Here is a 25,388-nt window from a genome sequence, read left to right as displayed (position 1 = left end):
CTCACTCCACTCCGAGCCAGCGCACCACCGCGCGCCCGACGTCCGCGACCGTGGAGAAGGTCTCCACGTCGGGCTCGGGAGGGCCGAAGTAGAGCACGGGGACCGGGTGAATCGTGTGGCTTCGGGTGGACAGGTCCTCCACGTTGCCATGGTCGCTGCACACGAGCACGCGCGCATCCTCCGGACGCGAGGCCACCAGGGCGCGCGCGAAGGCATCGAAGGTGTCCAACGCGGCAAGGGCGGCGGCCATGTCCCGGGCGTGACCCGCTTCGTCCGCGAGGTAGTGCTCGAAGAAGGTGAAGTCAGCGCCCGAGGCGATGCGCCAGAACACCTCCGCGGCCTGCTCGGGTGTCCGCTCGGGGGCGTGCAGTCCGTAGGCGCGTGCCTGCTCGCCGGTGATGTCGTGGGTGAGCCCGTCATCCGCGAGCGCGTCGTCGAGCGTGCGCAGGGGCTCGTCGCCAGCCGCGAAGGCCAGCTTGGCCGCCGAGGGCTTCACCTTGCGCGCCGCCGGCGGCACCTCCATCCGCTCCGGGGCCGCCGAGGTGGCGCGGCGAGGAATGCCCAGGAGGTCCAGGTAGGGCGCGGGATACGCGTTCGCGAAGGTGGCGGAGCGCCCCGCGGCCTTGAGTCGGCGGACGATGGACCGGCGCGACATCAGCTCCCGAAGCGCCGCGTTGGGGTAGCCCAGCACATGGCTCCCGACGAGCACGGGCGCGGGGTCTCCGGTGAGGATGGCCGTCTGGTTGGAGGCGGACTGCGGCCGACCTGTCACGCCGAAGGTCGCGTCCACCGCCACGCCTCGCCCCGAAGGCGGCAGCGTGGGGCCGGGCGCGTCCTGGAACCAGGACAGCAGGTATTCGCGGTGCGCGAGTGGATTGAAGGCCGGATCCTTCCGCCCAATCCCGACACCATCGATGAACAGGACCGCGACGCGCACGGCGGGTGACTGTATCCTCGAACGCGACACGATGGCCCTCCACGGCGACCTTTTCAGCTATCCGCTTCCTGAGTTTCTTCAATGGCTCGACAGCTCCCGCAAGACGGGCACGCTGCAGCTCTCCTGGGAGGCGGGTGAGCGCAAGCTCTTCCTCCTCTCTGGCCAGGTGGGCGCCACCGCGAGCGAGGGCCTGCGTGGCCGCGTCGCTCGGCTGCTCGCGCTGGCACGGCTGGCCTCGGGCACGCGCGTGCTGTCCGCGTTCGACGAGCTGGCCCGCACGCCGGACGTGGACGCGGCCTTCGATGCGCACGGGGTGCAGGCGCGGTGGGTGCGCGACCTGGGCCGCGAGGAGCTGTTCGGGGCCATGACGGACCTGACCATCGCGGGCCGAGGCACATTCCATTGGACGGAGGACGCGGACCGCACGGGCGAGGACTGGGTGCCCTCGGACGTGAGCATCCGCGAGCTGCTCTTCGAGTCCCTGCGCTGGGTGGATGAACAGCCGGACGTGGACAAGGCGCTCCCCATCGACGCGTTGAGCGTGCGGGCGCTCGCGCCGCCGAGCCCCAGCCAGCCGCTGATGCATCGGATCATCCTGAGCCTGTGCACCCAGCCGCAGAACCTGGGCCGGCTGCGCTTGTCGATGGGCGTCTCGCGCTCGTCCGTGGCGCGCCGGGTCCACGAGCTGCTGCGCGGCAAGCTGGTGGAGGTGGAGGGTGCGCCGCAGGTGGAGGCCGACCCCGTGGCGGAGATGCTGGAGAAGGGCGCGGTGCTGATGCGCGAGGGCCAGTACGACGCCGCGGGCATCGTCTGCCACTCGCTGCTCGCGAGCGACCCCGCGGATCGCCGCGTGCGCGAGTTCGCGCGATTGGTGCAGCGCGAGCACGTGGCGGCGCTCTACGCGGAGATGCCCCCGCTGGTGGTGCCGCACATGATCCACGACCCGGCGGCCATGGTGCTGCTCAAGCAGGAGGAGCGGCAGATCGCCGGGCTCGTGAACGGGACGTGGGACGTGTCCACGCTGGTGCTGGGCAGCCCGGCGCGCGAGCTGGACACGCTCAAGACGCTCGCCAAGCTGCACCGCATGGGGCTGCTGCAGCTCACCTATCCCCGCTAGGCCGCGAGCGGGGAAGGCGGCTCAGCCCGCGTTCGGCAGGCCGATGGCGTTGAGCCGCACGAAGACCTGCATCAGCACGTAGAGCGCGAACGCGGCGTCATCCACGCGCAGGTGCTGCTGCGTGGACAGGCCCATCAAGCGCAGCAGATCCGCGCCGTGCACATGGAGCAGGAACGCCTGCTGCGCCAGGGGGCCCTCGCCGGCGAAGGCCATGGCCCGGCGCACGGCGTCCGTGCACGCGGTGACGCACGTGCTGTAGTCCCCACCCGCGAACGCGGCCTCGGCGGCGCGGGCGTGGTCGAACAGGTCTCCCGGCGCCAGCGCGCTCGTGGGGCCGAGGAGCTTGCCCGCGGGCGGAGGCGCCGCGACAGGGACGGGCATGGGCTCGGGCCGAGGCTGCGGCATGGCCACCACGGGCGCCACGCGGGGCACGGGCGTGGGTCCAATCAGGGGCGCCACGCTGCCGGTCGCGGCCATGACGGGCGGCGGTGCCGGAGGGGGCGTCTGACGGTTCAGGTGCTGCGTGAGCTGGGCTTCCAGGCCCGCGGTCGCGGGCGCCGTCGGCATGGGGCGCGGCGGTGGGACGATGCGCTTGGCGCGCAGGTCCTTGATGACGAGCCGGGTGATGGTCTTCAGCGTGTCGAGCACGCCGCGCCCGCTGCTCGCGGCCGTCTCGAAGTCCGGCACGCCGCGCGGGTTGAGTTCGCGGCGGAGCACGTCCACGGGGAGCACGTTCTCCAGGTCGCGCTTGTTCCACTGCATGACCAGGGGGAAGCGATCCAACCGGATGCCGTGCTCGAAGAGGTTCTCCTCGAGGTTGGCCAGCGACTCGCGGTTGGCGTCCATCGCCTCTTCTTGCGAGTCCGCCACGAACACGACGCCATCCGCGCCCTGGAGCACCAGCTTGCGGGTGGCGTTGTAGAAGACCTGGCCGGGCACGGTGTACAGCGCGAGTCGGACCGAGCAATCCCCGACGCGCTCCACCTTCACGGGAAGGAAGTCGAAGAAGAGTGTCCGGTCGCCCTCGGTGGCGATGGACATCATCTCGCCACGGTGCGCGGGGCGCACCGTCTCGTAGACCTTCCGAAGGGTGGTCGTCTTCCCCGACAGGCCAGGTCCGTAGAAGACGATCTTCGCGGCCACTTCGCGGGCCATCAGGTTCACGCTGCTCACGGTGTCAGCTTACCTAGAACGACTTGACGCCTCGCGCCAGTTGCCGACTGGACATTCGCGGGGGTCCCCACCAGATGCTCGGCCGCCAGCAGGGCGAACAAAGCCGCTTCCTTGGCGGCCTCTGGAAATCCCAGGACGTCCAGCCGCTCCACCGGCACCGGGGCCAGCCGGGCCTTCAGCCCGTCCATCAATCCGGGATTCCGGCTTCCGCCCCCCGACACGTAGACGGCGTCCAGCTTGGGGAAGCGCGGCAGGACATACGTCTCGTAGGCCCGCGCGGTCGCCTCCACGGTGAACACGCGCGCGGTGGCCATGACGTCATAGGGCCGGGTGCCGTGGCGCTCCCAGACGCGGGCCAGCAGCGCCTCGCCGAAGTCCTCCCGGCCCGCGCTGCGCGGCGGCGGCTTCGCGAGGAAGCGATGGCCGAGGAGTTCGTCCAGCAGCGCGGGGATGACCTGGCCGCGCGCGGACAGGGTGCCATCCACGTCACAGGCACAGCGTCCGCCAGTGACGCGGCGTGCCAGCGCGTCCAGGAGCATGTTGCCCGGCCCGGTATCGAAGGCGAGGGTGTCCTCCACGCGCTCCGACACGATGCTCACGTTCGCGATGCCGCCGATGTTCTGGAAGGCGCGCACCTTGCCCCGGCCGCGGAACACGGCCCAGTCGAGGTAGGGGATGAGGGGCGCACCCTGGCCGCCCACGGCCATGTCGCGTGGGCGGAAGTCGCTGACCACGGGCAGGCCGGTGCGCTCGGCGATGATGGCCGCCTCGCCAATCTGGAGCGTGGAGGCGATGGGCCCCATGCCCGGAGGCAGGTGCGCCATCGTCTGGCCATGCGAGCCGACGACGTGCACGTCTCGGGGAGCCAGCCCCGCGCGCGCGATGACGGCGAGGACGGCTTCGGCGAAGCGCTCACCCAGCTCGAAGTCCAGGGCGCAGAGGGACTGCGCGTCGTGAGGACTGAGCACGCGCGCCACCAGCTCCGGCTCGAAGGGGCGGGATTCGTGGGCGAGCAGGGTGAGCTTCACGTCGCCGCCCGTGCCCTCCACGCGGCACAGCGCCGCCTCCGCTGCGTCCACGCTGGTGCCGGACAGGACGCCCACGCACAGGCGCGGCTGTCGGGGATCGAACGCGGCGGGACGGAGGCTCATCCCCCGAGTCTAGGAAGCGCACCTGACAGCGGCCCGTGGCGGGGCTCGCGTGAGCGCGGACGTGTTCACCTCCGGCGCAATGGGGGAGTCCCCCCGTTGTGCGTCAGGCGTCGAGTGTGTTGGGCAGTGGTCAGTGGGCGACTGCACCGCGCGGCTTGGACCGCCGTGCGCGCGGGTTCGACGCGGCGGCGCGTGTCGGTTCCAAGGCACGCAGGCCCCGGGCATCCAACTGCTTGCGAGCCGCGCGAGCGCCGAGCCCCGTGAAGTGCATGGCCATCGCGAGCCGCACCTCTCCGCCCGCGGCCTCGAGCAGACGTTGCGCCTCGGGAGCGGGCAGCCCGCTCAGCTCCGCCACCATGCGCGTGGCGCGGGCTCGCAGCTTCGCGTTGGATGGGCGAACGCCCACCATGCGCCCCCGGTAGACCCGGCCCAGCGAAACGAAGGCCGCCGTGGTCAGCGCATTCAGGATGAGCTTCGTGGCTGTGCCCGCCTTGAGCCGGGTCGATCCCGCCACCAGCTCGGGGCCGGTGAGGGCCACCACCACCTGGTCCACGTCGAGGGTGGGGGAGGGTGGGTTGCAGCAGACCAGGAGCGTGCGGGCGCCGCGACGACGGGCCTCGGCCAGCGCGCCCAGGACGTAGGGCGTGGAGGCACTCGCGGAGATGCCGCACACGATGTCGGAGGGCGAAGCGCGGAAGGCCCGCACGGCACGTCCGCCCGCGTCGGCGTCATCCTCGGCGCCTTCGACCGCGCGCATGAGTGCCCGACGACCGCCCGCGAGGGCGACCTGGACTTGAGAGAAGGGGCTGCCAAAAGTCGGCGGACACTCGCTGGCGTCCACGGCGCCCAGCCTTCCGCTGGTGCCCGCGCCCACGTAGAGAAGCCGACCTCCTGCCCGCAAGGCATCCGCTACGGCCCGTGCCGCCGCCGAAACTTCGGGCAGCGCCTCACGAACCGCGCGGAGCGCGGTCAGGTCTTCCTGATGCAGACGGCGAACGACCGCCTCAACAGAGAGGAGGTCCAGGTCGTCCGCGCGTGGATGGATTCGTTCGGTGGGCGGAAGCGCTGACGATGCCGCGCGCGTCTTGCCCACCTACGAGTCCTCCGCGTCAGGCAGCCTTGACGACCTTGCCTGCCTTGATGCAGCGGGTGCACGCCAGGACGCGCTCATGGCGGCCCTCGACGTTCGCCCGAAGCTTCTGCAGGTTCGGCAGGGTCCGCTTCTTCGTCTTGTTGTTCGCGTGGCTGACGTTGTTACCCACCAGCGGACGCTTCCCACAGATGTCGCACTTCCACGCCATGACTGCTAACTCCTTGAAAACTGGGGCGTTCGACGCCTGCCCATAAAAGAGCGGCGGAACCTACCAGAAACAATCCGAAAATCCAGCCGGATCCGTCCTGCGATCAGCCCTTGAGGGGATCTTTCTTCTTGAGCATCTCCTGGACGAGCCTCGCCGCTCGCATTCCCGCGAGCAGTTCGCCCTCCAGCCCCAGGCCCGGCAGCACCTCACGGCCCGCCAGGATCACATTCTTGGCGGGCGTGCGCTGCTTGAGGCCGGTGATGCCGAGGAACGCCTCGGTCTCGAACGCGTAGAGCGGATGGGGCATGAGCCGGCTGCCGCGCACGCCTCCGGCATCCAGGTAGGGCGCCGAGCGCAGGGCCCGGTGCTGGACGGTGAAGGGCATCAGGCGCTCCAGGTGCCCATCGATGCGTGCGGCGAGCCCCTGGAGGTGCTCCTCGCCCAGGTCGCGAGCCGAGGCCGGGACGAATGCGCCCGCGCAGATGACTCGCACGCCCTCGACGTCCTTGCTCTCCTTCGTGGCGCCGCCGGGCGCGGTGCGAGCGGGGTGCTGCTGGACGAGCAGTGGACCCAGCTCCGTGTCCTGCGTGTCCACGAGCGCGAGTTCACCCAGGCCTCGCGGCAGGGCGGCCTCGGGGACGACCCAGTTCACGGCGAAGAGGATGGACTTGGGCGTCGACTGATCCAGGTGCTCGAGCAGGGCGCGGTGGTGCTTCTTGTCCGTCACCAGCCGCCGCAGCGCGCCCGTGTCCGTGGCCGCCACCAGGCACGAGGCGCGGTACAGCGTGTCCGAGCGCATCAGCTTCACGCCCGCGAACTTGCTGCCGTCGAACGAGAGCTCCTCGACGATGAAGCCCGAGGCGTTGTCGCGGGAGAGCACGTCGCCGCCCAGCTCCGCGAGCCGCCGCGTGAGCGCCTCTCGCAGGGCGTCCATGCCTCCGGGGTACGTCGAGGGCGCGGTCAGCACCTGGGACAGCGGGCGGGTCTGCGCCAGCGGCGAGCTGGGCTTGTCCAGGTGGACGAGGAAGGGCAACAGCCCTCGGACCAGGGACACCGCCGGGTCGTCACCGCCCAGGCGAGGCGTGGCCTCCAGGCCGGGATGGTTCTTGATGAGGCTCTTGAGTCCCCAGGCCTCGAAGAATCCGTCGGGCGGGAGCTGGGGATTGGCCTTGAAGAAGGCGTCGGTGGCCTCGTGCTGCGCGGTGGCTCCGGCCAGCGCCCCCAGGACTCCCTCGGCCGTGTCTCCGAACTCGCGGGCCAGTTCGGCTCGACGCCGGTTGGGGTCCGCGGAGAGGTCCACGCGGTGCCGGGGCATGACGAGCTGAAGCTCGGGGACGTGCGGGCGCAGGGCTCGCCCGACATGGGTGGCGAGGCCCAGCTCGGTGAGGGCCTCCTCCACGGCGGGCATGGCCTTGAGCGGCGGCGCGACGAAGGGGGCGTACGGCAGGAGGAAGCCGTCGTGCTCGTAGCCCGGGCCCATGCCGTCGTGCTCCACCAGCAGCACGCGGTGGTTGCGCTTGGCGAGGAGGGCGGCGGTGAGCGCGCCCCCCAACTGGCTGCCCAGCACGATGACGTCGTACACGTGCCGAGAGGGGCCCGAGGAAAGCTTGAGTTTGGCTGTGGACGTCGCCATGGGGCGGGAACACTACACAACGTCCCGCGGTCTGGCGCCCTTTTGGCGCATCCCCCGCGCGGATCCATGCGCGGGGGAGGGGAGCCGGTCCGTCACCCTCGCGAGGCGAAGAGGCGCGCGAGCAGCGGCTCGGGCAGCGAGGCGAAGTCGGGGGCGGTGTACTGCGCCCCCGCGCGAAGGAGCTGCTCGGCGGAAGTCGTGGTGGTGATGCCCACCGTCACCATCCCGGCGGCTCGGGCGGACAGCACGCCGTTGATGGCGTCCTCGAAGGCAATGCACGACTCCGGGGGCACCGCGAGGGCCTTCGCCGCGGCGAGGAAGATGTCCGGCGCGGGCTTGCCCCGTGTGACCTCCTCGGCGCCCACCACCCGCTCGAAGCGGGCGCGGATGGCGAGCCCGTCCAGGACCAGCTCGCGGTTGCCCTGCGGCGCGGCGGTGGCCACGGCCAGACGGATTCCGGCCGCACTCAGCCGAGCGAGGAACGCGTCTGCCCCGACGTGCAGCGCGAGGTGGGGGCGGTACAGGGTGCGATAGTGGGACTCCTTCTCGTCGGCGAGCGAGGCCAGCTCCTCGGCTGAGAGCGGACGCCCGAGCAGCTCCGGGAGGATCTCCTCGTTCTTCTTGCCGGCGAACTCCGTCTGGAAGCGCTCGGCGGTGGTGTCGAGCCCCAGTCGCCGGGAGAGGGCCACCCAGGCGCGGTTGTGGAAGTCCATGTTGTCGATGAGCGTGCCGTCCATGTCGAAGACGGCGGCGCGCAAGGGGGCCGTGGCGAAGGTCATGGCCCTCCCATACCGCGTTCTCTCCCCGTGTCATCCCTGGAATGGCGGCCCCGGTTTCGCTCGGGCCTGATATCCCCGCGCCATGAGCGAGGACGTGCTGCTGGAGACGCGAGGCCCGGTGGGGCTCGTGACGCTGAACCGCCCCCAGGCGCTCAACGCGCTGAGCCTGGGGATGTGCCGAGCGATGGACCCCCAGCTCCGAGCCTGGGCCGCTGATGACCGAGTGCGCGCCGTGGTGATTCGCGGCGCGGGGGGACGGGCCTTCTGCGCGGGAGGAGACGTGCGCGCGGTCGCCGCCTCGCTCTCGGGGCCGTCGCCGGTGGAGGGTGAGCCGCTGTCGCGCGCGTTCTTCCGGGCTGAGTACGCCCTGAACCACCTCATCCACCACTACCCCAAGCCGTTCATCGCGCTGGTGGATGGCGTCTGCATGGGTGGAGGGCTGGGGCTGTCTGCGCATGGCGCGTTCCGCGTCGTCACGGAGCGGCTGATGCTGTCGATGCCCGAGACCGCGATCGGCCTGTTCCCCGACGTGGGCGGAAGCTGGTTCCTCCCGCGGTTCCCGAGCGAGATGGGGACGTATCTGGGGCTCACGGGCGCGCGCTGCGATGCGGCGGATGCGCGGTGGCTCGGCTATGCGACGCATCAGATTGCGGCCTCGCGGCTGGAGGGCGTGGTCGATGCGCTGGTGAGCGCCGACTGGAAGGGGCCCGCGATGGAGGTGACGTCGCGAGTGCTGACGGGCTTTGCCGCGGACTCGGGTGAGTCGCCCTTGAGCGCTCGGGCCGAGGCCATCGCGCGGTGCTTCGCGGCGGACCGTGTGGAGGACATCCTGCGCGCGCTGGAGGCGGAGCGCTCCGAGTGGGCGGAACAGACGCGGGCGACGCTCGCGCGCATGTGCCCGATGAGCCTCAAGGTCACGTTGCGGCAGCTTCGAATGGGCCGAGGCCGCGACTACGACGCGATGGTGCCCGTGGAGTACCGACTGAGTCAGACGCTGACGGCGCGAGCGGACTTTCGCGAAGGCATCCGCGCGGTGCTCATCGACAAGGACCAGAAGCCGCGCTGGAGCCCGGCCTCGCTCGATGCCGTGTCGGAGGATGCTGTGGACGCGTGTTTCGCGGCGGATCCGTCGGACTCGTTCGAACTGACTGCAGGGCGCTGAGGGCTACAGCTCTTCGTCGCTCACCACGACGACGCCGTGCTCGCGCAGCAGCGCCGCGGTGATGCCCTCGCCTGGGCGCAGCACGCCGTCGGTGTAGACACGCTGGCTGCCGCAGGAGGGGCTCTTTTCCTTCAGGAGCGCGACGGTGGCGCCGAAGCGCTGCGTCGCCTCCAGTGCCATGCGCGCGCCGAGCTGGAATGCTCCTGTCCGATCGACTCGTGCCTTGCGCTCCACCGCGCGGGCGCGCCCAGCCCAGACGTCCACACCCGTGCCTCCGCTCAGGTCCACGGGCGGACGGGGGATACCCAGGCCCGCTCCCGTCTCGGGGCACATGGGGATGACCTCCTTGCCCTCCAGCGTCGCGAGCACTCGCTCAGAGCGCTGCGAGCGGCCGTCGTACCGACAGGCCTCGCCGAGCAGGCACGCGCTGACGAGAATCACTTTCGCGCCGCGCAGCGCTTCCAGTCTCGCCTCGCGCCCGGAAGGCTCCGGAGCGTTCGTCACCGCTCCATCCCTGGGCTGCGCAGCGCGAGTGGAGCCGTGGTCGCCTGGGCATCCACACGCGTGCGCGCGCCGTCCTGGGTCACCTTGCCCGTGACGGCCAGACGAACCGCGAGCGGATAGAGTTGGTGCTCCTCCACGAGGATGCGCGCCGCCAATGACTTCTCGTCATCGTCCGGCAGCACGGGCACCGCGGCCTGCGCGATGATGGGGCCCGAATCCGTCCCCGCATCCACGTAGTGCACCGTGCACCCGGCGACCTTCACGCCGCGCTCCAGCGCTTGCCTCGGCGCATGCAGTCCCGGGAAGGACGGCAGGAGGGACGGGTGGATGTTGAGCACCCGCCCTGGGAAGTGCGCGAGGAAGTCCGCGCTCAACAGGCGCATGAAGCCCGCCAGACAGACCCATTCAACACGGGCGTCGCGCAGCACGTCGCGCAAGGCGCCCTCGAAGTCCGTCTTGGCGCCGAAGGCCTTGTGGTCCACCACCTCGGCGCGCACGCCCGCCTTGCGCGCGCGCTCCAGCGCGAACGCCGTGGGGATGTTGGACACCACGCACGCCACCTCGGCCGGGAAGCCCTCGCGCGCGCACGCGTCGAGCAGCGCCTGGAGGTTGCTGCCGCTTCCGCTGACGAGCACTCCCAGCCGGGCCCGCCCCTGGCTCATGGGTCGATGACCGCCGTCGCCTCGCCCTGGCCGGCTTCCACGCGCCCCACCTCGGACGCCTGGACTCCCCGCGCCTTGAGCACGGACAGCGCCTGGGCCACGTCCTCCTTCGCCACCACGACGATGAGGCCCAGGCCCATGTTGAACGTGCTGAACATCTCGTCGCGCGCCACCGCGCCCGTCTTCGCGATGAGGTCGAAGATGGGCGGCTTCACCCACGTCTTCTCGCTCAGCACCGCGCGCGTCCCGTCCGGCAGGCACCGAGGCAGGTTGCCCGGGATGCCGCTGCCGGTGATGTGGGCCATGCCCTTCACCTTCACCGCCTGGGTGAGCGCGAGCGCATCCTTCACGTAGATGCGCGTGGGCTCCAGGAGCGCGTCGCCGAGCGGGCGGTCCAGCCCCTCGGGCACCGCGTCGAGCGCGAGCTTCGCGTCCTCGAGCAGCACCTTGCGCGCCAGCGAGTAGCCGTTGCTGTGCAGGCCCGACGAGGTGAGCCCGATGAGCGCGTCGCCCGGACGCACGCTCTTGCCATCGATGATGGCCGAGCGCTCCACCACGCCCACGCAGAAGCCCGCGACGTCGTACTCGCCGCGCGCGTAGAAGCCGGGCATCTCCGCCGTCTCGCCGCCCAGGAGCGTGCAGCCGGCCTGTTCGCAGCCCTGCGCGATGCCCTTCACCACCTCGGCCGCGGCGTCCACCTCCAGACGCCCCGTCGCGAAATAGTCGAGGAAGAAGAGAGGCTCCGCGCCGCAGGTGAGGATGTCGTTCACCGACATGGCCACCAGGTCGATGCCCACCGTGCCATGGCGCCCCGCGAGGAAGGCCACCTTCAGCTTGGTGCCCACGCCGTCCGTGCCCGCCACCAGGACGGGCTCGCGGTACTTGCCGGGCGGCAAGGCGAAGAGACCGCCGAATCCACCCACCCCGGCAACCACCTCGGGGCGCATGGTGCGCGCGGCATAGGGTTTGATGCGCTCGACGAACGCGTCGCCGGCCTCGATGTCTACTCCGGACTGCTTGTAGGTCGTCGCCACGGGGCGGCCTTCTACCCGGCCCGTGGGCCCTTGTCTCGGGCCTCGGCGCGCGGGTGTCGGGTTTACGGCTACCATGTCCGACGGGATGCACTCCTACCTCTCGCGCCGCCGCTTCGAGTTGCTCTCGTTGGCCCTCGCGCTGGCCGCGTGTGGCCTGCACGCCTGGGTGGAGTCCACGCCCGCCATCGGCCTGCTCTCCGAGGGCTCGGACGCCATCCCCCTGGTCGCTCGGCTCGTGCACCAGGTGGAGGGTCGCATCACGGACGTCCAGTTCCACCTGCGCGGCGTGCGCCCGCCGCATCCAGACGTGCTGGTGGCCGCCGTGGACGAGAAGAGCGTCCAGGTCCACGGGCGGTGGCCCTGGCCCCGCGAGAAGCTGGCCCAGGCCGTAGACCACCTGCGCGAGGCCGGCGCCGCGGCGGTGGGCCTGGACATGGCCTTCGCGGATGAGGACGCCAACGACGCCGCCCGTGCCTATACCGAGGCGGGCCACTCGTTGGACAAGGTGCTCAGCGAGATGTCCGAGGGCTCCCCTGGGGTGCACCCCCTGCTCGCGGCCTACCGGGCGGAACTGTCACGCCGAAGTTCCGCACGAGGAGACGCCGCGCTGGCCGCCGCGCTCGCCCGTTCGCCGCGCGTCGTGCAGGGCGTCATCATCTACCCTTCGAAGGACCGGGCTCGCTTCGCGGCGCAGGAGGAGGCGCGCGCTTCGCTGCTGGAGCCCCACCTGCTGCGGCAGTACTTCAGCCCGCTCACCCCCGGGGCCGCCATCGCGCGCGACTTCGAGCAGGTGCCCGGTTGGCGCAATCAGTCGGTTCAGCTCCCGCTCCCGGAACTCGCGCGCGCCAGCCCGCGGCTCGGGTTCTTCAACACCGTCCCCGATGCGGACGGCCCGCTGCGCCGTCAGCCCATCCTGGCGAAGCTGGAGGGGCCGCGGGGCTTCCTCGCGTCGCTCGATGTGCAGACGGCGGCGGCCTACTTCGACGCCGAGGCGGTGGAGCCCGTGGTGGACTCCGATACCGGACGGCTGGAGGGCGTGCGGCTGCGTCGCCGCGCCGGTGAGCACCTGCTCATCCCCATCTCCGAGTCCGAGCCCTTCACGCTGATCAACTACCCCGGGCCCGCGAGCGCCTTCCCCACGCTGAGCCTGGGCGACGTGGTGGATGGCACGTTCGACCCCGCCACCGTGCGCGGCAAGGCCGTGCTGGTGGGCCTGACGCTGACGGGCAACTTCGATCAGCGCGTCACGCCGTTCAGCGAGTTCGAGCCCGGTGTCTTCGTGCGCGCCGCGTTCCTCTCCAACATCCTCGGGAGGGACTTCCTGGTGCGTCCGCTGCTGGCGCGCTGGCTGGAGATGGGCTTCATGCTGGCCTCGGCGTGGCTGCTGGCTCGGCTGCTGCCTCGGGTGCGGTACGCGTGGAAGCTGGGGACGGTGGCGCTGCTGATGTTCGCGTACGCGGCGGTGGATCAGTTCCTCTTCGGTTGGGGTGTGCAGGTCGCCACGGCGGTGCCGCTCGCGACGGTGGGCGCGTGCGCGTTCGCGGTGTTGTTCCTCGGCTACCGGTCCGTGGACCAGGAGAAGGCCCGCCTGCGTCACGCGTTCCAGCACTACCTGGACTCGAGCGTGATGGAGCAGGTCCTCGCGCATCCCGAGCGCCTCAAGCTGGGCGGTGAGCGGCGCGAACTCACGGTCCTCTTCAGCGACATCCGAGGCTTCACCACGCTGTCCGAGCAGCTGACGCCCGAGCGCCTCGTCTCGCTCGTGAACGAGTACCTCACGCCCATGACGGACGTGGTGTTCGCGCACGGCGGCACGCTCGACAAGTACATCGGCGATGCCCTCATGTGCTTCTGGGGCGCGCCCGTCGCCCAGCCCGACCATGCGCTGCGCGCGTGTCGAGCCGCCCTCGGCTTCCTCGAGGCGCTCCAGCGCTTGAACGCCGGGTGGCGCGCGGCGGGGCTGCCCGAGGTGGACATTGGCGTGGGCCTCAGCACCGGCCCCATGAACGTGGGCCACATGGGCACGCACGGGCGCTTCAGCTACACCGTGATGGGAGACGCGGTGAACCTGGGTTCACGCCTGGAAGGGCTCAACAAGGAGTACGGCACCCGCGTCCTCATCTCCGAGCAGACGTGGCTCCAGGTGCGCGAGCATGTCACCGCGCGGCGCCTCGGCGCGGTGCGCGTCAAGGGCAAGCACGCGCCCGTGGGCGTCTACGAACTGCGCGCGCTCGGGCTTCCCACGGGGAAGGATGCCGAGGCCGTGGCCGCCTTCGAGGCCGGCGTCGATTCCTTCCTCGCTCGCGACTGGACTCGCGCGCAGGAACGCTTCGAGCGTGTCCTCACGCTGTGGGCCGATGACACCCCCTCGCGCCGCTTCCTCGATGCCATCGCCACGTTCCAGCTCCAGCCCCCGGGCCCGGACTGGGATGGGGTCTTCACCGCCACGACCAAGTAAATTCGGCGGCTTGACTCAGCGCGTTATCGCGCTGGGTTATTTGACCGAGGGGGAGGGGGCTGATTGACTCACGGGCCAGATGGGCGCCGAGGAAACCCTCTTTCAACGTTTCGGCAAGGAATTCCCGAAGGGCACCGAACTCTTCCGCGAGGGAGAGCCCGGCAAGGAGATGTTTGTCATCCAGTCCGGGAAGATTGCCATCTCCAAGCATGTGCGTGACGTGGAGAAGATTCTCGCGGTCCTAGGGCCGGGAGAGTTCTTCGGGGAGATGGCCATCATCTCCAACAAGCCACGCAACGCCTCCGCCACCGTCAACGAGGACGCCAAGCTTCTTGTCATCGACCCGAAGACCTTCGAGGCGATGATCCGCGGCAACTCGGAGATCGCCGTTCGGATGATCAAGAAGCTCTCCGAGCGACTGTCCGAGGCCGATGCGCAGATCGAAAACCTCCTGATGTCGGATCCGGCCAGCCGGGTCGTGCACCAGATCATCCAGGCCTGCCAGACGCGCGGCCGTCCCATGGAGGAAGGGATCGAGATCGATTTCATGGTGCGCGAGATGCCGCGCCTCATCGGCGTGGGCGAGCCCGCCGTTCGCAGCATGCTGGATCGCCTGGAGCGCGCCGGCCTCGTCGAGCGCAGCGGTGACAGACTGACCGTGTATGACTCAGCCAGACTTCACGACTTCCTCCATTACCTGGAAATGAAGTGGAAGTTCGGAGACCTCTAGCGTGAAGCTGAACGTCCTGGGTTGCCATGGAGGCGAGCTGCCCACGTGCAGGAGCACCTGCTTCCTGGTGGATGACGTGCTCGCGCTGGACGCGGGCGCGCTCACCGGGACGCTGTCGCTCGAGCAGCTCTGCAAGGTGGACCACATCCTCGTGGGCCATAGCCATTTCGACCATGTGAAGGACTTGCCGCTGCTGGCGGACCTGGTGATTGGCCGGCGGGACAAGCCCGTCACCATCCACGCGTCGCGCGAGTGTGCCAAGGCCCTGCGCGACAACATGTTCAACAACGCGCTGTGGCCGGACTTCACCCGCATCCCCACGCGGGCCAAGCCCGTCCTGCGCATCCAGTCCTTCCGAGCGGGCAGCACCTTCGAGGTGGGCCCGTACACCGTGCGCAGCGTGCCGGTGAGCCATCCGGTGGAGTCCTGCGGCTTCATCGTGTCCAAGGGCGGCGCGGCCCTGGCCATGAGCGGGGACACGGGCCCCACGGACAAGCTCTGGAAGGCGCTCAACGAGACGAAGAACCTCAAGGCGCTCTTGCTGGAGGCCAGCTTCCCCAACAGCCTCCAGCCGCTGGCGGACATCTCCGGGCACCTGACGCCCCACACGGTGGCGTCGGAGCTCCAGAAGTTCGACCGCCGGGGTGCCTCGGTGCTGCTCTACCACCTGAAGCCGGCCTTCGTGTCCCAGCTCAAGAAGGAGCTGGCCGGCCTGCCCGTGGAAGTCCTGGAGCTGGGGGACACCTTCGAGTTCTGAAGGGCGGGTTCCGAAGGAGTTGACGGGCGCGGGCGGCCGGACTAACCCGGCGCGTCCATGGCCTGGTTCTCCAAGAAGCCCCGCATCGCCGTCGTCCCCGAGCCCGCCACCGAGCCGCCGCAGCCCTCGCGCATGCAGGGCCTGTGGGCCAAGTGCGAGACCTGTGACGAAATCATCTACCGCCAGGAACTCGAGAAGAACTGGATGGTGTGTCCGCACTGCGAGCACCACCACGCCTGGCCGGCGCGCGCGCGACTGAGCGCCCTGTTGGATCCGGACAGCTTCGAGGAGTTCGACAAGGAGCTGGAGCCGCAGGACCCGCTCGGGTTCAGCGACTCGAAGAAGTACAAGGACCGCCTGAAGTCCTCGCGCAAGAACCTGGGCGAGAACGACGCCTTCATCTCCGGTGTGGGCCGCATCGACGGGCACCAGGTCTCCGTGGGCTGCTTCGTGTTCGAGTTCATGGGCGGCTCCATGGGCTCCGTGGTGGGTGAGAAGGTGGCCCGCGTCTTCGAGCGCGCCCACGAGCTGAAGTGCCCCGCGCTGGTGTTCTCCGCCTCGGGCGGCGCGCGCATGCAAGAGGGCATCTTCTCGCTGATGCAGATGGCGAAGACGTCCGCGGCCATCGCCCGCTTCCGCACCGGCAACAAGCCGTACGTCTCCGTGCTGCTCAACCCGACCACGGGCGGCGTGGCCGCGTCCTTCTCGTGGCTCGGCGACGTCATCCTCGCGGAGCCCAAGGCGCTCATCGGCTTCGCGGGTCCGCGCGTCATCGAGCAGACCATCCGCCAGAAGCTCCCCGAGGGCTTCCAGCGCTCCGAGTTCCTCCTGGAGCACGGCATGCTGGACGCCATCGTCCACCGCAAGGACCTCCGCGCGAAGCTCGGGCAGCTCTTCGGGCTGGTGGGGTAGGGCGGCGCCATTCGCATGAGCGCGCCCCGCACCCCCGAGGAAGCGCTCGCCTTCCTCGCGCAGCTCAACCCCTCGGGCATCAAGCTGGGGCTGGAGCGGGTGCGCGAGGCGCTGGAGGCGCTGGGCCATCCCGAGCGTCAGGCGCCCGTGCTGCACGTGGCGGGCACCAACGGCAAGGGCAGCACGTGCGCCTTCGCCGCCGCCGCGCTCCAGGCCGCGGGCCATCGGGTGGGGCTCTACACGTCGCCGCACCTGGTGCGCGTGAACGAGCGGATCCGCGTCAACGGCGAGGACATCCCGGACGCGCGCTTCGGCCAGCGCATCCTGGAGGTGCTGGAGCGCTATCCCTCGGCGCTGTCGGACCCGATGACGTACTTCGAGTTCGGCACCGTCGTGGCGCTCTGGCACTTCGCGCAGGAGCGCGTGGACGTGGTGGTGCTCGAGACGGGCCTGGGCGGGCGCCTGGACGCGACCAACGCGGCGCTGTCCACCGTCACGGCCGTCACCCCCATCTCGTTCGACCACATGGAGTACCTGGGCCACACGCTCGGGGCCATCGCGGGCGAGAAGGCCGGCATCTTCAAGCCCGGCGTGCCCGCGGTCGTCTCGCGCCAGGAGCCCGAGGCGCTGGAGGCCATCTCCCGGCGCGCGGCCGAGGTGGGCGCGCCGCTGCTCGTCGAGGGGCGCGACTTCGCGCTCGAAGGAGAGGCCAACGGCGCGCTGTCGTATCGCGGGCCTTCATGGCGCCTGTCCGGGGTGTCGCTCGCGCTGCGCGGGCCGTATCAGCGGCAGAACGCGGCCATGGCGCTGGCGTGCCTGGAGTCGCTCGCCGCGCGCGGGGTGGCGGTGTCACCCGAGGCGGCGCGAGAGGGACTGGCCACCGCTCGATGGCCTGGTCGGCTGGAAGAGGTGGGCCAGTCGCCCACGGTCGTGGTGGATGGCGCGCACAACCCCGCGGGCGTGCAGGTGCTCCTGGAGGCGCTCCGGGCGCTGTATCCGGGTCGGCGGCTGCGGCTCGTGTTCGGCGTCGTGGCGGACAAGGACCGGGGGCCGATGCTGCGAGCGCTCTTTCCGCTCGCCACCTCGGTGGACCTCACGCCGTTGGAGACTCCGCGCTCCCTGGCGCCCGAGCGCTATGTGGACGAGGCGCGCGCCCTCTGCCCCGAGGTTCGGGTCCATGGCTCGCTGGTGGACGCCTTGGCGACTGCCCGCTCCCGAAGTGGCCCGGATGACGTCGTGCTCTGCACAGGTTCCCTGTTCCTGGTGGGGCGGGTGAAGGCCCTTCCCAAGCGAAACCTTGGCGCGCTGCATCAGGCGCCGTAGATTCCAAGCATGCGCCTGCCGGACTGGAGATCGGCGATCCCCGGGCCTCCGATGCCCACCATCGACGAAGTCGATTTCCGGGCGCTCTACACCAAGACGAAATACGTCGTGGAGACCGCGGACGGGTGGTCGCTGGTCATCAGCCGCTATCGGCCGGTGAAGCAGCCCTTTGCCCAGCCGCTGTTCGGCGAGCCGCTCCTGCTCGTGCACGGTTTCTCGCAGAACCGGCACACGTGGACGAGCGGCCAGTTCGTCAAGAACCTGCTGTTCTTCGGCGTGGACATCCACATCCTGGAGCTGCGCGGGCACGGCAAGAGCTCCATCGCGTTCCAGAAGGAGCGCGCGGAGCGCTTCAAGCGCCCGCTGCCGCCGGACCTGGACTACGGCTGGGACCTGGACAGCTACTTCCTCTACGACCTGCCCGCCGCTGTCTCCGGCGTGAAGCGCATCACCCGGCGCGAGCGCATCTTCTACTGCGGCCACTCCATGGGCGGGATGCTGGGCTACGGCTACGCCGGCATCCATGACGACTTCGAGGGCCTCATCACCATCGGCTCGCCGGCGGACCTGGGCCGGGGCTTCATGCTGCTGCGGCTGTTGGCCTACAGCGCGCCCGCGGTGGCGAGCCTGGTGGACGTGGGGCTCGCGGGCTTCAACCTGGAGCGGCGCGCGGCGGACTCGGGGAGAGCGCTCCTGTCGCGCGGCGCGGCGCTCTTCAGCCCCGCGCTGAGCCAGCGCCTGCGGTCCGAGTCACGCGAGGCGGTGCGCTTCACCGCGGTGCCGGTGGACGCGGTGCTGAAGTTCCTGGAGCGGCAGCTCGTGCAGGCCGAGGACTCGCCGCTGTACAAGCGCCTCACGCAGCGGCTCAACCGGCTGGTGAACACGGAGCGGGTGAGCGGCGAGGACATCCGCTGGCTCTTGCGCGAGGGCGGCGAGCGCGAGCCGCGCAAGGTGCTGGAGCAGTTCGCGCGGTGGATCCGCCGCGGCGAGATGGTCTGCTACCGCACCGACTACGACTTCAAGCGGGGCTTCGAGAAGATCCATGTCCCCATGGCCATCATCTTCGGGGACCTGGATCCGCTGGCCTCGGTGGAGTCCACGCGCAGCGTGTATCGCGCGGCCCAGAGCGAGTATCTGCTGTGGCGTCCGGTGAAGGGCAACAGCCACATCGAGCTGACGATGGGGCACGACATCCGGCAGATCTGCTACGACATCAAGAACCTCATCGAGTATGCCCGGACGCACCGGACCCGTTCGCCCGTCCTGCCGCGGATCCGCTGACGTCGCTCGTGGCGTGAGCCGCAAAAAGTTGGAGCCAGGGGAGCGCGTGTTAGCATTCGCCCCCTGTGAATTTTGTGAACGGGAGTGGTCGATGAAGGCCCTGGCGGTGTCGCTGCTCGGATGGGTGCTCGTGCCCGCGCTGGCGCTGGCGCAGCCGGCCGCTGACCTCAACAGCATCACGAACGTGCGCGTCAATGGCGGCACGGTGGAGATCTCCGGCTCGAAGAAGCCGAACTTCACCACCTTCACCATGACGGATCCGCCGCGCCTCGTCATCGACATCGCCGAGGCCACCTTCTCGGGCGTGCCCGAGGAGCAGCAGGTGGGCAACGGCGTGGTGACGGGCATCCGCACCGCCAGCTACGGCTCGGACTCCTCGGCCATCGCCCGCGTGCTCATCGGCTATGAGCGCGAGGTGGAGACCGACATCCAGGCCTCCGGCAACAACCTCGTCGTCAAGGTGACGGGTGGGAACGCGGTCGCCGCCGCGGAGAAGCCCGCCGCCGCCGCGGAGAAGCCCGCCGCCGTGGCCGAGTCCGCGCAGACGGGGGCTCCGGCCAACTCGCCCGCGGGGGTCAGCGCCGCGGACGCCACGCGCGCCGCCAACGAGGAGCGCCAGCGCCAGGAGCAGGCCGCCGCGGCCGCCGCCGAGTCCGCCCGTGCCGAGCGCGCGGCCCAGGAAAAGGCCGCCGCCGAGGCCACCGCCCGTGCCCAGGCGGACGCCGAGGCCGAGCGCAAGCGCCAGGACGAGTCGCGCGCCGCAGCCCAGCGTCAGGAAGAGGAGACCCGCGCCGCCGCGCAGGCCGCCGCCGAGGAGCGCAAGCGCCAGGAGGCCGATGCCCGGGCGTCCGCGCAGGCCGCCGCCGAGGAGCGCAAGCGGCAGGACGCGGATGCTCGCGCCGCCGCGCAGAAGACCGCGGAGGAGGAGCGCCGCGCCGCCGCGCAGGCCGCCGCCGACGAGAAGCGCCAGAAGGTCGAGGAGGCCCGCGCCGAGGCCGAGGCCCGCAAGCAGGCGCAGGCCGAGGCCCGCGAGGCGGCCGCCGACGAGAAGCGCCAGAAGGCCGAGGAGGCCCGCGCCGAGCGCGAGCGCCGTCAGCAGGAGGCCGTGGCCGCCGCCGAGACGCGCTCCCGTCCCAGCCAGGGCAGCCGCGCCGCCGAGTCGCGCCACGAGGCCGCGTCCTCTTCGCAGGGTGTCTCGGAGGTGTCCTCGCGGCGCAAGACGATGACGCTGGTGGGCTTCCAGCAGCAGCAGGGCGCCTCGCGCGTCTTCGTCCGCACGAACGAGCCGGTGCGCTACACGGTGAGCGAGCAGGACAAGCAGGTGGTGCTGGAGCTGGAGAACACGCGTGTCGAGTTCACCAACAACACCCGCCCGCTGGACACGCACTTCTTCGCCACCGCGGTGGCCAAGGTGGAGGCGGATCCCGGCGCCAATCGCACCGTGCGCGTCACCATCCAGCTCAAGGAGTCGGCGCGCTTCGAGACGCGCCAGGACGGCAACCTCATCACCCTCGACTTCCAGCGCCCCGCTCGCTGAGGTCCCGGGTGCCGCCCCGGCCCGGCGCGCACCCCGTCCAGCATGACTTCCCTCGTCCCGGTCGCCCTCGCGCTGCTCGTCTCCACGCAGCTGCCCCTGGCCACCCAGGTGCAACTGCCGTCTGGAGAGACCGTCGAGCTGGCGGCGGACTACGTCGTCTATGACTCCGACGCGCAGCACCTGACCGCGCGCGGCCACTGCGAGCTGCGCAGCGGCGACAACCTGCTGCGCGCGGACGAGGTGACGTACGACGAGGCTGCCCAGGTGGCTACCGCCTCCGGCAACGTGATGTTCGTCAGCGGCGGCATGGCCGCGGTGGCCGAGTCCGTGCGCATGGACCTGGCGGCCAACGAGGCCGTCGTGCAGGGTGGCCTCTTCATGCAGAAGAAGGGCGTCACGCTGGAGGCCCTGCTCGCCGCCAAGACGCCCGAGGAGCTGCGCGCGCTGGGACAGACGCCCGTCCTGATGAGCGGCACGCACATCAAGCGCACGGGCCCAAATGCCTTCGTGGTGGACGACCTGGCCTTCACCCCGTGCGAGTGCGGCCCGGGCGAGCCGAGCTGGCGCGTGGAGGCCAACGAGGCCAGCGTCGTCATGGGCGAGCGCGCCATCCTCACGTGGCCCGTGGTGTACGTGCGCTCCGTGCCCGTCTTCGCGCTGCCGTGGCTGTATCTGCCGCTGTCCTCGCGCCGGACGGGCTTGCTGATTCCGCGACCCACCACGTCCAGCCTCAATGGCTTCGCGCTGGACGCGCCGTTCTTCATCACGCTCGGCGAGAGCTACGACATGACGCTCACGCCGGGCTACTTCTCCGGCGGCAACGTCGTGAAGCGTGACCTGCCCGCGCGCATCGTGGGCACCGAGAACTTCCTGACCGTCACCCGTCGCGAGCCGCGCATCAACGGTGTGAAGGGACCTCGGCTGCTCACCGAGTTCCGCTACGTCCCCAGCGAGCACACGCGCGGTCGCGTCACGCTGGGCTTCCTCCAGGACTCGCGACCCCGCGTGGATCCGCGGTTCGATCCGCGCCTGAGCGGCGGAGACTTCTTCCGTCTGGACGAGACGGAAGGCGGGCTCGTCGTTCCGGAGTACATCAACGAGAAGCGGGGCCTGCGCGGCGAGGCCTCGTGGCAGCACACGCAGGACCTGGGGAGCGGCTGGCATGACCGCGTGGATGCGTCGTTTGTGTCCGACGGCTTCTACACGCGCGACCTCACGGCCGACGTCATCGCGCGCGAGCAGAACTACCTGCGCAGCACCGGGGTCATCTACCAGCGCCAGGACGAGCTCTACGCGGGCCTGGACGTGTCGCTGCGCCAGGACCTGCGCTGGCCCTTCCGCTTCATCCAGGACAACCGCCTGCCGGCGGCGTTGGACCCCGAGCGACCCGAGATTCCCGGCCCCAGCACCTTCCAGCGCCTGCCGGGCCTGACGTTCGTCCTGCCCGAGCGACCCATCTGGGGCGGCCTCGTGAGCGGGCTGCGCATGGAGTACAGCCGGCTCACGCCGATCCTGTCTCGCTATGGCGACTTCGGTGTGGATGGCCAGTACACGGCGACGGGGCGCTACCGTCCAGCGGGTGACCTGCTGACGCTGGACCCCAAGCGGCTGCCCGTGGATCCAGGCCAGTCCAACGGCGTGTTCGACACACAGGATCGCGAGGCGCGCGACCGGTTGGATGTCAACCCGCGCCTCACCGGCTCATTCGACCTGAGTGGTGTCGCGCGCGTCACGCCGTCGTTGGCGCTGCGGCAGGACTTCTTCATCGGCGAGCAGTCGGGGCGCACGCAGCAGCGCGGCTATCCCATCGCGAACCTTCGGCTCGACTCGCAGCTGGCGCGCACGTTCGCGGGGCTCACGCCCAAGTCGACGTCGACGTATCGCCACACCATCGCGCCCTCCGTGGAGCTGCGCTACGTGCCCATCGGCTGGGGACGCGTGCCCGCGGCGGGGGCGTCTCCGTCCGGTGCGCCGCAGCGCTACGACGAGATCGACTCCGCGGTGCCGCTGCAGTCGGATGGTCACGTGCGCGGCTTCCTCCAGGCCGTGGTGGCGGTGGACCAGGCGTTGAGCGTGAAGACGGGCAACTTCATCCGCGAGCCGCTGCGGCTGCGGCTCGGGCAGGGCTTCGATCTGTCTCGCTACGCGCCCGTCGCGGGCCGCTCGGAGCTCACCCGCGCCATCGCCGACGGCACGATGACGGGCTCGGTGCTGCGCGACTCCTTCGCGCGTCTGAGCGCCAGCGCGGGCATCCTCACCGCGGGCGCGCTCGTGCGGCTCGATCCCACGACGGGCGACATCACTCAGCTCGCCGCCGACTTCTCCATCGACAACGGCAAGGGCGACGGCCTCTACGCGCGCTACGACGACTTGCTCGCGGTGCGCCCGCTCGCCATCGAGCGCGGACTCGATCCGCTGGCTGTGGGGCCAGACTCGGTACGTCGGGGAATCGACATGCTGGTCGGGGAAGCCTCGCGTTCCCTTCCCGAAGTTCCTGACTTGCCCGATCGCTCTGCGGCCGAACGGGCACAGGCACTCACTGCAGGTACGCGAATCACGCTCGGATTTGGGCTCGGGTTGCGGTACGAAGCGTTGGTGCAGCCTCTCTACCGGGATCCAACAACTCAAGAATCGCAGCCCCTCGCTCAGCAGACGTTCGCCGTGTCTTACGGCCCGGCGTGCAACTGCTGGCGTGTCGAGGGGGTGATGATTCTTCGTCGAGGCCAGTCGCTGGAGTTCGCAGGCGTCAACCTGAGCATCGCCGGGTTCGGATCCTTCGGTTCAGGGGGCTAGGAATCACGGGCCGTACGCAGTGGTTTCACCAACCTCGAACATCCCCCCAGGAGAAGTCTTTCGTGTCGGACCTCGGAAAAAGAATTGGCCAGCGCATCCGCGAGCTTCGCACGCAGCGGCCCGAGCGGTGGACGCAGGAGGAGCTCGCGGAGCGAGCCCAGATCAGCGTCTCCTTCCTCTCCATGATTGAGCGGGGTGAGCGTGTTCCTCACGTCGAGACGCTTGCTGCCCTCGCGAACGCGTTGGGCGTGAGCCTGGGCGAGTTGTTCACGGGCACGGAGCAGACCCTTGCCCAGACCGAAGACCTGCTGCGCCCGCTGTCGGATTTCGCCCGCGCCCGGGGCTTGACGTCGCGGGACGTGGATCGGCTGCTGGGCGTTGCCCGGGTGATGTTCAGCGGCTCGGCTGCCTGAGTCCCCCGCCGGGAAACGCAAGGGGACGCTCGTCCCTGTTGTCGTGTCCTTGACGGGATGGCAGGCGGCCCGGGAAGATGGAGGGGAGTGCTGTGTGGCGACGGAACACAGCACTGCCCCTTCTTCGTCCTTAAGGAGTTCCCGCCGATGCGTCCGGTCCTGGCCTCGTGGGTGGCTTTCGCGAGCGTGCTGTTCGTGGCGTGCTCACCGCCGCCTCCCGCCACGCTGGAGTTCGTGGATCAATCGCCACTCCAGCCCAAGCTGGGTGAGATCACCACACTCCGCTTTCGTGCGGTGGACACCCGTGGCCAGCCTCAGGCCGGCACAAAGGTGACCTTCTCGCTCCAGCCGCAAGTCCCCGGCATGGAGTTGTCGCCCTCTGAGGGCACCACCAACACCGGAGACGGCTCCGTCTCCGTTCAGCTTGTCGCTCGGGGGGGCCGCGTGGCCTCCGTGGTCGTGGTCGCCACGGCCGAGGACAAGACGGCGCTGAGCCCGGTGGTCAGCTTCGCTGGCACCGCGTCCAGCTCGCGCCAGTTCACCTTCCAGTGCGGTTCGTTCTCTGGCGCCGGCTCCGGTGCCCACCACGCCATCGGCGCGTGGGACGAGACGCGCAACCTCATCGCCGGCGTCAAGGTGCGCTGCATCGCCCACGTGGCGGATCGCAACGGCGACGGCATCGTCGGCGCGCAGGTGTCCTTCCTCACCGAGGCGGGAACCATCGCGCCCTCGGGCGTGTCCGCCACCAACGTCGTGGGCAACGCCGAGGTGCTCTACAAGAGCTCGCTGCCCCTGCCGGTGGACGTGGAGCCGGGCGTCTTCACCTGGAACCCCACCAAGGACGCCACCCACACCGGCGAGTACCTGGCGCCCCTGTGGATGCACCCGTTCCTCTGGTCCGAGAACCCGCTGGCCGACTACGGCGTGGTGCCGCAGCCCCAGAATCCCCGCCCCGAGCCCCGCCGCGAGGACCCCATCCGGCCCGGCAAGGTCAACAACCCGCGCGACAACCTCGTGAGCCTCATCGCCATCACCAGCGGCGAGGAGCAGTTCTACGACGACAACAACAATGGTCAGTACGACCAGGGTGAGGCCTTCGAGGACACCACCGAGCCGTTCGTGGACTCCAACGACAACGGCACGTGGGACCCGAGTGAGCGCTTCGTGGACACCGACGGCAACGGCCGTTGGGACGGGAAGAATGGCAAGTACGACTCCAACACCACCATCTGGGTGCAGGAGCGCATCCTGTGGACGGGCTGGCCGCACGCGCTGGACCGCAGCGATCCGGTGAACCCCGTCGTCCGGCAGATCACCCCGCCGCCCCCCGCCACGGCCGTCGTCGTGGGCCACTTCGCCACCGTGGGCGCCTCCTTCCTCCTGTCCGACCCCTGGTTCAACCAGCTCGCGCGCAACGGCGGCGATGACGGTTGCGCCGGTGGCGCCATCGGTCCAGTGAAGGTGGATCCACTGGAGAAGGGCATCGCCTTCACGTACCCGCCCTTCCAGGTGGAGTCGTACACCATCGCGGACGTCCACGACCCCGCGGCCGAGCCGCCCCCGGGCCCCTTCCCCGACCCCGGCCTCGACTTCACCGTGAACGCGGTCTGCAAGTACACCGCCGCTCAGCTCGAGGGGCACAAGGTGTTCATCAACGCGCCGGCCATCAGCGGGAAGGTCAAGTAACCCCCGCGAGGGGATTGACCGCCAGCCGCCACGTTCGTAGGGTCC

General features: G+C 70.2%; 22 protein-coding genes. 12 read left to right on the top strand and 10 right to left on the bottom strand.

The window, feature by feature from the left end:
- Position 1: 1 nt before the first annotated feature.
- Entirely contained in the window at positions 2–937 is a 936-nt protein-coding gene (locus JGU66_33780; protein ID MBJ6765752.1) for a metalloenzyme, read from the bottom strand.
- Positions 938–968: 31 nt separating this feature from the next.
- On the opposite strand from JGU66_33780, the gene JGU66_33775 reads away from it, so the two are divergent.
- A complete protein-coding gene (locus JGU66_33775; GenBank protein MBJ6765751.1) occupies positions 969–2,054 on the top strand; it encodes a DUF4388 domain-containing protein in 1,086 nt (361 codons plus the stop codon).
- Positions 2,055–2,075: 21 nt separating this feature from the next.
- Here the strand turns inward: JGU66_33775 and JGU66_33770 are convergent, their stop codons facing one another.
- The 6 genes from JGU66_33770 to JGU66_33745 form a co-directional block, all read right to left on the bottom strand.
- Complete coding sequence (locus tag JGU66_33770; protein ID MBJ6765750.1) at positions 2,076–3,227, bottom strand: GTP-binding protein; 1,152 nt, start codon at positions 3,225–3,227, stop codon at positions 2,076–2,078.
- Positions 3,224–4,378: an anhydro-N-acetylmuramic acid kinase gene (locus tag JGU66_33765; protein MBJ6765749.1), complete on the bottom strand. Its 1,155-nt coding sequence runs from the start codon at positions 4,376–4,378 to the stop codon at positions 3,224–3,226. Before JGU66_33765 ends, JGU66_33770 begins: the two co-directional genes overlap by 4 nt.
- Positions 4,379–4,508: 130 nt before the next feature.
- Positions 4,509–5,471: an N-acetylmuramic acid 6-phosphate etherase gene (locus JGU66_33760; protein MBJ6765748.1), complete on the bottom strand. Its 963-nt coding sequence runs from the start codon at positions 5,469–5,471 to the stop codon at positions 4,509–4,511.
- A gap of 16 nt (positions 5,472–5,487) precedes the next feature.
- Positions 5,488–5,679 (bottom strand): 50S ribosomal protein L28, encoded by a 192-nt coding sequence (locus JGU66_33755; protein MBJ6765747.1) that lies wholly within the window; start codon positions 5,677–5,679, stop codon positions 5,488–5,490.
- A gap of 103 nt (positions 5,680–5,782) precedes the next feature.
- Positions 5,783–7,312, bottom strand: a complete 1,530-nt coding sequence (locus JGU66_33750; protein ID MBJ6765746.1) for a desaturase — start codon at positions 7,310–7,312, stop codon at positions 5,783–5,785.
- A gap of 92 nt (positions 7,313–7,404) precedes the next feature.
- Positions 7,405–8,091, bottom strand: a complete 687-nt coding sequence (locus JGU66_33745) for an HAD family phosphatase (protein ID MBJ6765745.1) — start codon at positions 8,089–8,091, stop codon at positions 7,405–7,407.
- Positions 8,092–8,173: 82 nt separating this feature from the next.
- Here JGU66_33745 and JGU66_33740 point away from each other — a divergent pair, with 82 nt between their 5' ends.
- A complete protein-coding gene (locus JGU66_33740; GenBank protein MBJ6765744.1) occupies positions 8,174–9,253 on the top strand; it encodes an enoyl-CoA hydratase/isomerase family protein in 1,080 nt (359 codons plus the stop codon).
- A gap of 3 nt (positions 9,254–9,256) precedes the next feature.
- On the opposite strand, the gene JGU66_33735 is transcribed toward JGU66_33740, so the two are convergent.
- The 3 genes from JGU66_33735 to JGU66_33725 are packed head-to-tail and all read right to left on the bottom strand — an operon-like array spanning position 9,257 to position 11,453.
- Positions 9,257–9,694: a DUF523 domain-containing protein gene (locus JGU66_33735; GenBank protein MBJ6765743.1), complete on the bottom strand. Its 438-nt coding sequence runs from the start codon at positions 9,692–9,694 to the stop codon at positions 9,257–9,259.
- A 59-nt stretch (positions 9,695–9,753) separates the two neighbouring features.
- Positions 9,754–10,419, bottom strand: a complete 666-nt coding sequence (locus tag JGU66_33730) for a phosphoribosylglycinamide formyltransferase (protein MBJ6765742.1) — start codon at positions 10,417–10,419, stop codon at positions 9,754–9,756.
- Positions 10,416–11,453: a phosphoribosylformylglycinamidine cyclo-ligase gene (locus tag JGU66_33725; GenBank protein ID MBJ6765741.1), complete on the bottom strand. Its 1,038-nt coding sequence runs from the start codon at positions 11,451–11,453 to the stop codon at positions 10,416–10,418. Before JGU66_33725 ends, JGU66_33730 begins: the two co-directional genes overlap by 4 nt.
- A gap of 73 nt (positions 11,454–11,526) precedes the next feature.
- On the opposite strand from JGU66_33725, the gene JGU66_33720 reads away from it, so the two are divergent.
- The 10 genes from JGU66_33720 (at position 11,527) to JGU66_33675 (ending at position 25,343) form a co-directional block, all read left to right on the top strand.
- On the top strand, positions 11,527–13,911 hold the full coding sequence (locus JGU66_33720; protein ID MBJ6765740.1) for an adenylate/guanylate cyclase domain-containing protein: 2,385 nt from the start codon (positions 11,527–11,529) through the stop codon (positions 13,909–13,911).
- A 79-nt stretch (positions 13,912–13,990) separates the two neighbouring features.
- A complete protein-coding gene (locus JGU66_33715) occupies positions 13,991–14,641 on the top strand; it encodes a Crp/Fnr family transcriptional regulator (GenBank protein ID MBJ6765739.1) in 651 nt (216 codons plus the stop codon).
- Position 14,642: 1 nt separating this feature from the next.
- Positions 14,643–15,398: a 3',5'-cyclic-nucleotide phosphodiesterase gene (locus JGU66_33710; protein ID MBJ6765738.1), complete on the top strand. Its 756-nt coding sequence runs from the start codon at positions 14,643–14,645 to the stop codon at positions 15,396–15,398.
- Between the two features lie 57 nt (positions 15,399–15,455).
- A complete protein-coding gene (locus tag JGU66_33705; GenBank protein ID MBJ6765737.1) occupies positions 15,456–16,310 on the top strand; it encodes an acetyl-CoA carboxylase carboxyltransferase subunit beta in 855 nt (284 codons plus the stop codon).
- A 15-nt stretch (positions 16,311–16,325) separates the two neighbouring features.
- Positions 16,326–17,633 carry a bifunctional folylpolyglutamate synthase/dihydrofolate synthase gene (locus JGU66_33700; protein MBJ6765736.1) on the top strand — a complete coding sequence of 436 codons (1,308 nt, stop codon included), beginning with the start codon at positions 16,326–16,328 and terminating at the stop codon, positions 17,631–17,633.
- Positions 17,634–17,642: 9 nt separating this feature from the next.
- Positions 17,643–18,914 (top strand): alpha/beta fold hydrolase, encoded by a 1,272-nt coding sequence (locus JGU66_33695; GenBank protein MBJ6765735.1) that lies wholly within the window; start codon positions 17,643–17,645, stop codon positions 18,912–18,914.
- A 91-nt stretch (positions 18,915–19,005) separates the two neighbouring features.
- Positions 19,006–20,451, top strand: coding sequence for an AMIN domain-containing protein (locus JGU66_33690; protein MBJ6765734.1), 1,446 nt, complete (start codon positions 19,006–19,008; stop codon positions 20,449–20,451).
- Positions 20,452–20,493: 42 nt separating this feature from the next.
- Positions 20,494–23,244, top strand: a complete 2,751-nt coding sequence (locus JGU66_33685) for an LPS-assembly protein LptD (protein ID MBJ6765733.1) — start codon at positions 20,494–20,496, stop codon at positions 23,242–23,244.
- Between the two features lie 62 nt (positions 23,245–23,306).
- The gene (locus JGU66_33680) at positions 23,307–23,657 is read left to right on the top strand and encodes a helix-turn-helix transcriptional regulator (GenBank protein MBJ6765732.1); all 351 of its coding nucleotides are present in this window, start codon (positions 23,307–23,309) and stop codon (positions 23,655–23,657) included.
- A gap of 147 nt (positions 23,658–23,804) precedes the next feature.
- A complete protein-coding gene (locus JGU66_33675; protein ID MBJ6765731.1) occupies positions 23,805–25,343 on the top strand; it encodes a hypothetical protein in 1,539 nt (512 codons plus the stop codon).
- The last annotated feature ends 45 nt before the right edge of the window (positions 25,344–25,388 follow it).

It is taken from the genome of Myxococcaceae bacterium JPH2, from assembly GCA_016458225.1.
GTDB lineage: Bacteria > Myxococcota > Myxococcia > Myxococcales > Myxococcaceae > Citreicoccus.
This window is presented reverse-complemented; position numbering and strand designations above follow the sequence as displayed.

Excerpts from the sequence above, each read along its gene's own strand:
- JGU66_33775 (MBJ6765751.1), top strand. The coding sequence starts at position 969 with ATGGCCCTCCACGGCGACCTTTTCAGCTATCCGCTTCCTGAGTTTCTT.
- JGU66_33765 (MBJ6765749.1), bottom strand. The coding sequence starts at position 4,378 with ATGAGCCTCCGTCCCGCCGCGTTCGATCCCCGACAGCCGCGCCTGTGC.
- JGU66_33755 (MBJ6765747.1), bottom strand. The coding sequence starts at position 5,679 with ATGGCGTGGAAGTGCGACATCTGTGGGAAGCGTCCGCTGGTGGGTAAC.
- JGU66_33750 (MBJ6765746.1), bottom strand. The coding sequence starts at position 7,312 with ATGGCGACGTCCACAGCCAAACTCAAGCTTTCCTCGGGCCCCTCTCGG.
- JGU66_33745 (MBJ6765745.1), bottom strand. The coding sequence starts at position 8,091 with ATGACCTTCGCCACGGCCCCCTTGCGCGCCGCCGTCTTCGACATGGAC.
- JGU66_33740 (MBJ6765744.1), top strand. The coding sequence starts at position 8,174 with ATGAGCGAGGACGTGCTGCTGGAGACGCGAGGCCCGGTGGGGCTCGTG.
- JGU66_33730 (MBJ6765742.1), bottom strand. The coding sequence starts at position 10,419 with ATGAGCCAGGGGCGGGCCCGGCTGGGAGTGCTCGTCAGCGGAAGCGGC.
- JGU66_33720 (MBJ6765740.1), top strand. The coding sequence starts at position 11,527 with ATGTCCGACGGGATGCACTCCTACCTCTCGCGCCGCCGCTTCGAGTTG.
- JGU66_33715 (MBJ6765739.1), top strand. The coding sequence starts at position 13,991 with ATGGGCGCCGAGGAAACCCTCTTTCAACGTTTCGGCAAGGAATTCCCG.
- JGU66_33705 (MBJ6765737.1), top strand. The coding sequence starts at position 15,456 with ATGGCCTGGTTCTCCAAGAAGCCCCGCATCGCCGTCGTCCCCGAGCCC.
- JGU66_33700 (MBJ6765736.1), top strand. The coding sequence starts at position 16,326 with ATGAGCGCGCCCCGCACCCCCGAGGAAGCGCTCGCCTTCCTCGCGCAG.
- JGU66_33695 (MBJ6765735.1), top strand. The coding sequence starts at position 17,643 with ATGCGCCTGCCGGACTGGAGATCGGCGATCCCCGGGCCTCCGATGCCC.
- JGU66_33690 (MBJ6765734.1), top strand. The coding sequence starts at position 19,006 with ATGAAGGCCCTGGCGGTGTCGCTGCTCGGATGGGTGCTCGTGCCCGCG.
- JGU66_33685 (MBJ6765733.1), top strand. The coding sequence starts at position 20,494 with ATGACTTCCCTCGTCCCGGTCGCCCTCGCGCTGCTCGTCTCCACGCAG.
- JGU66_33675 (MBJ6765731.1), top strand. The coding sequence starts at position 23,805 with ATGCGTCCGGTCCTGGCCTCGTGGGTGGCTTTCGCGAGCGTGCTGTTC.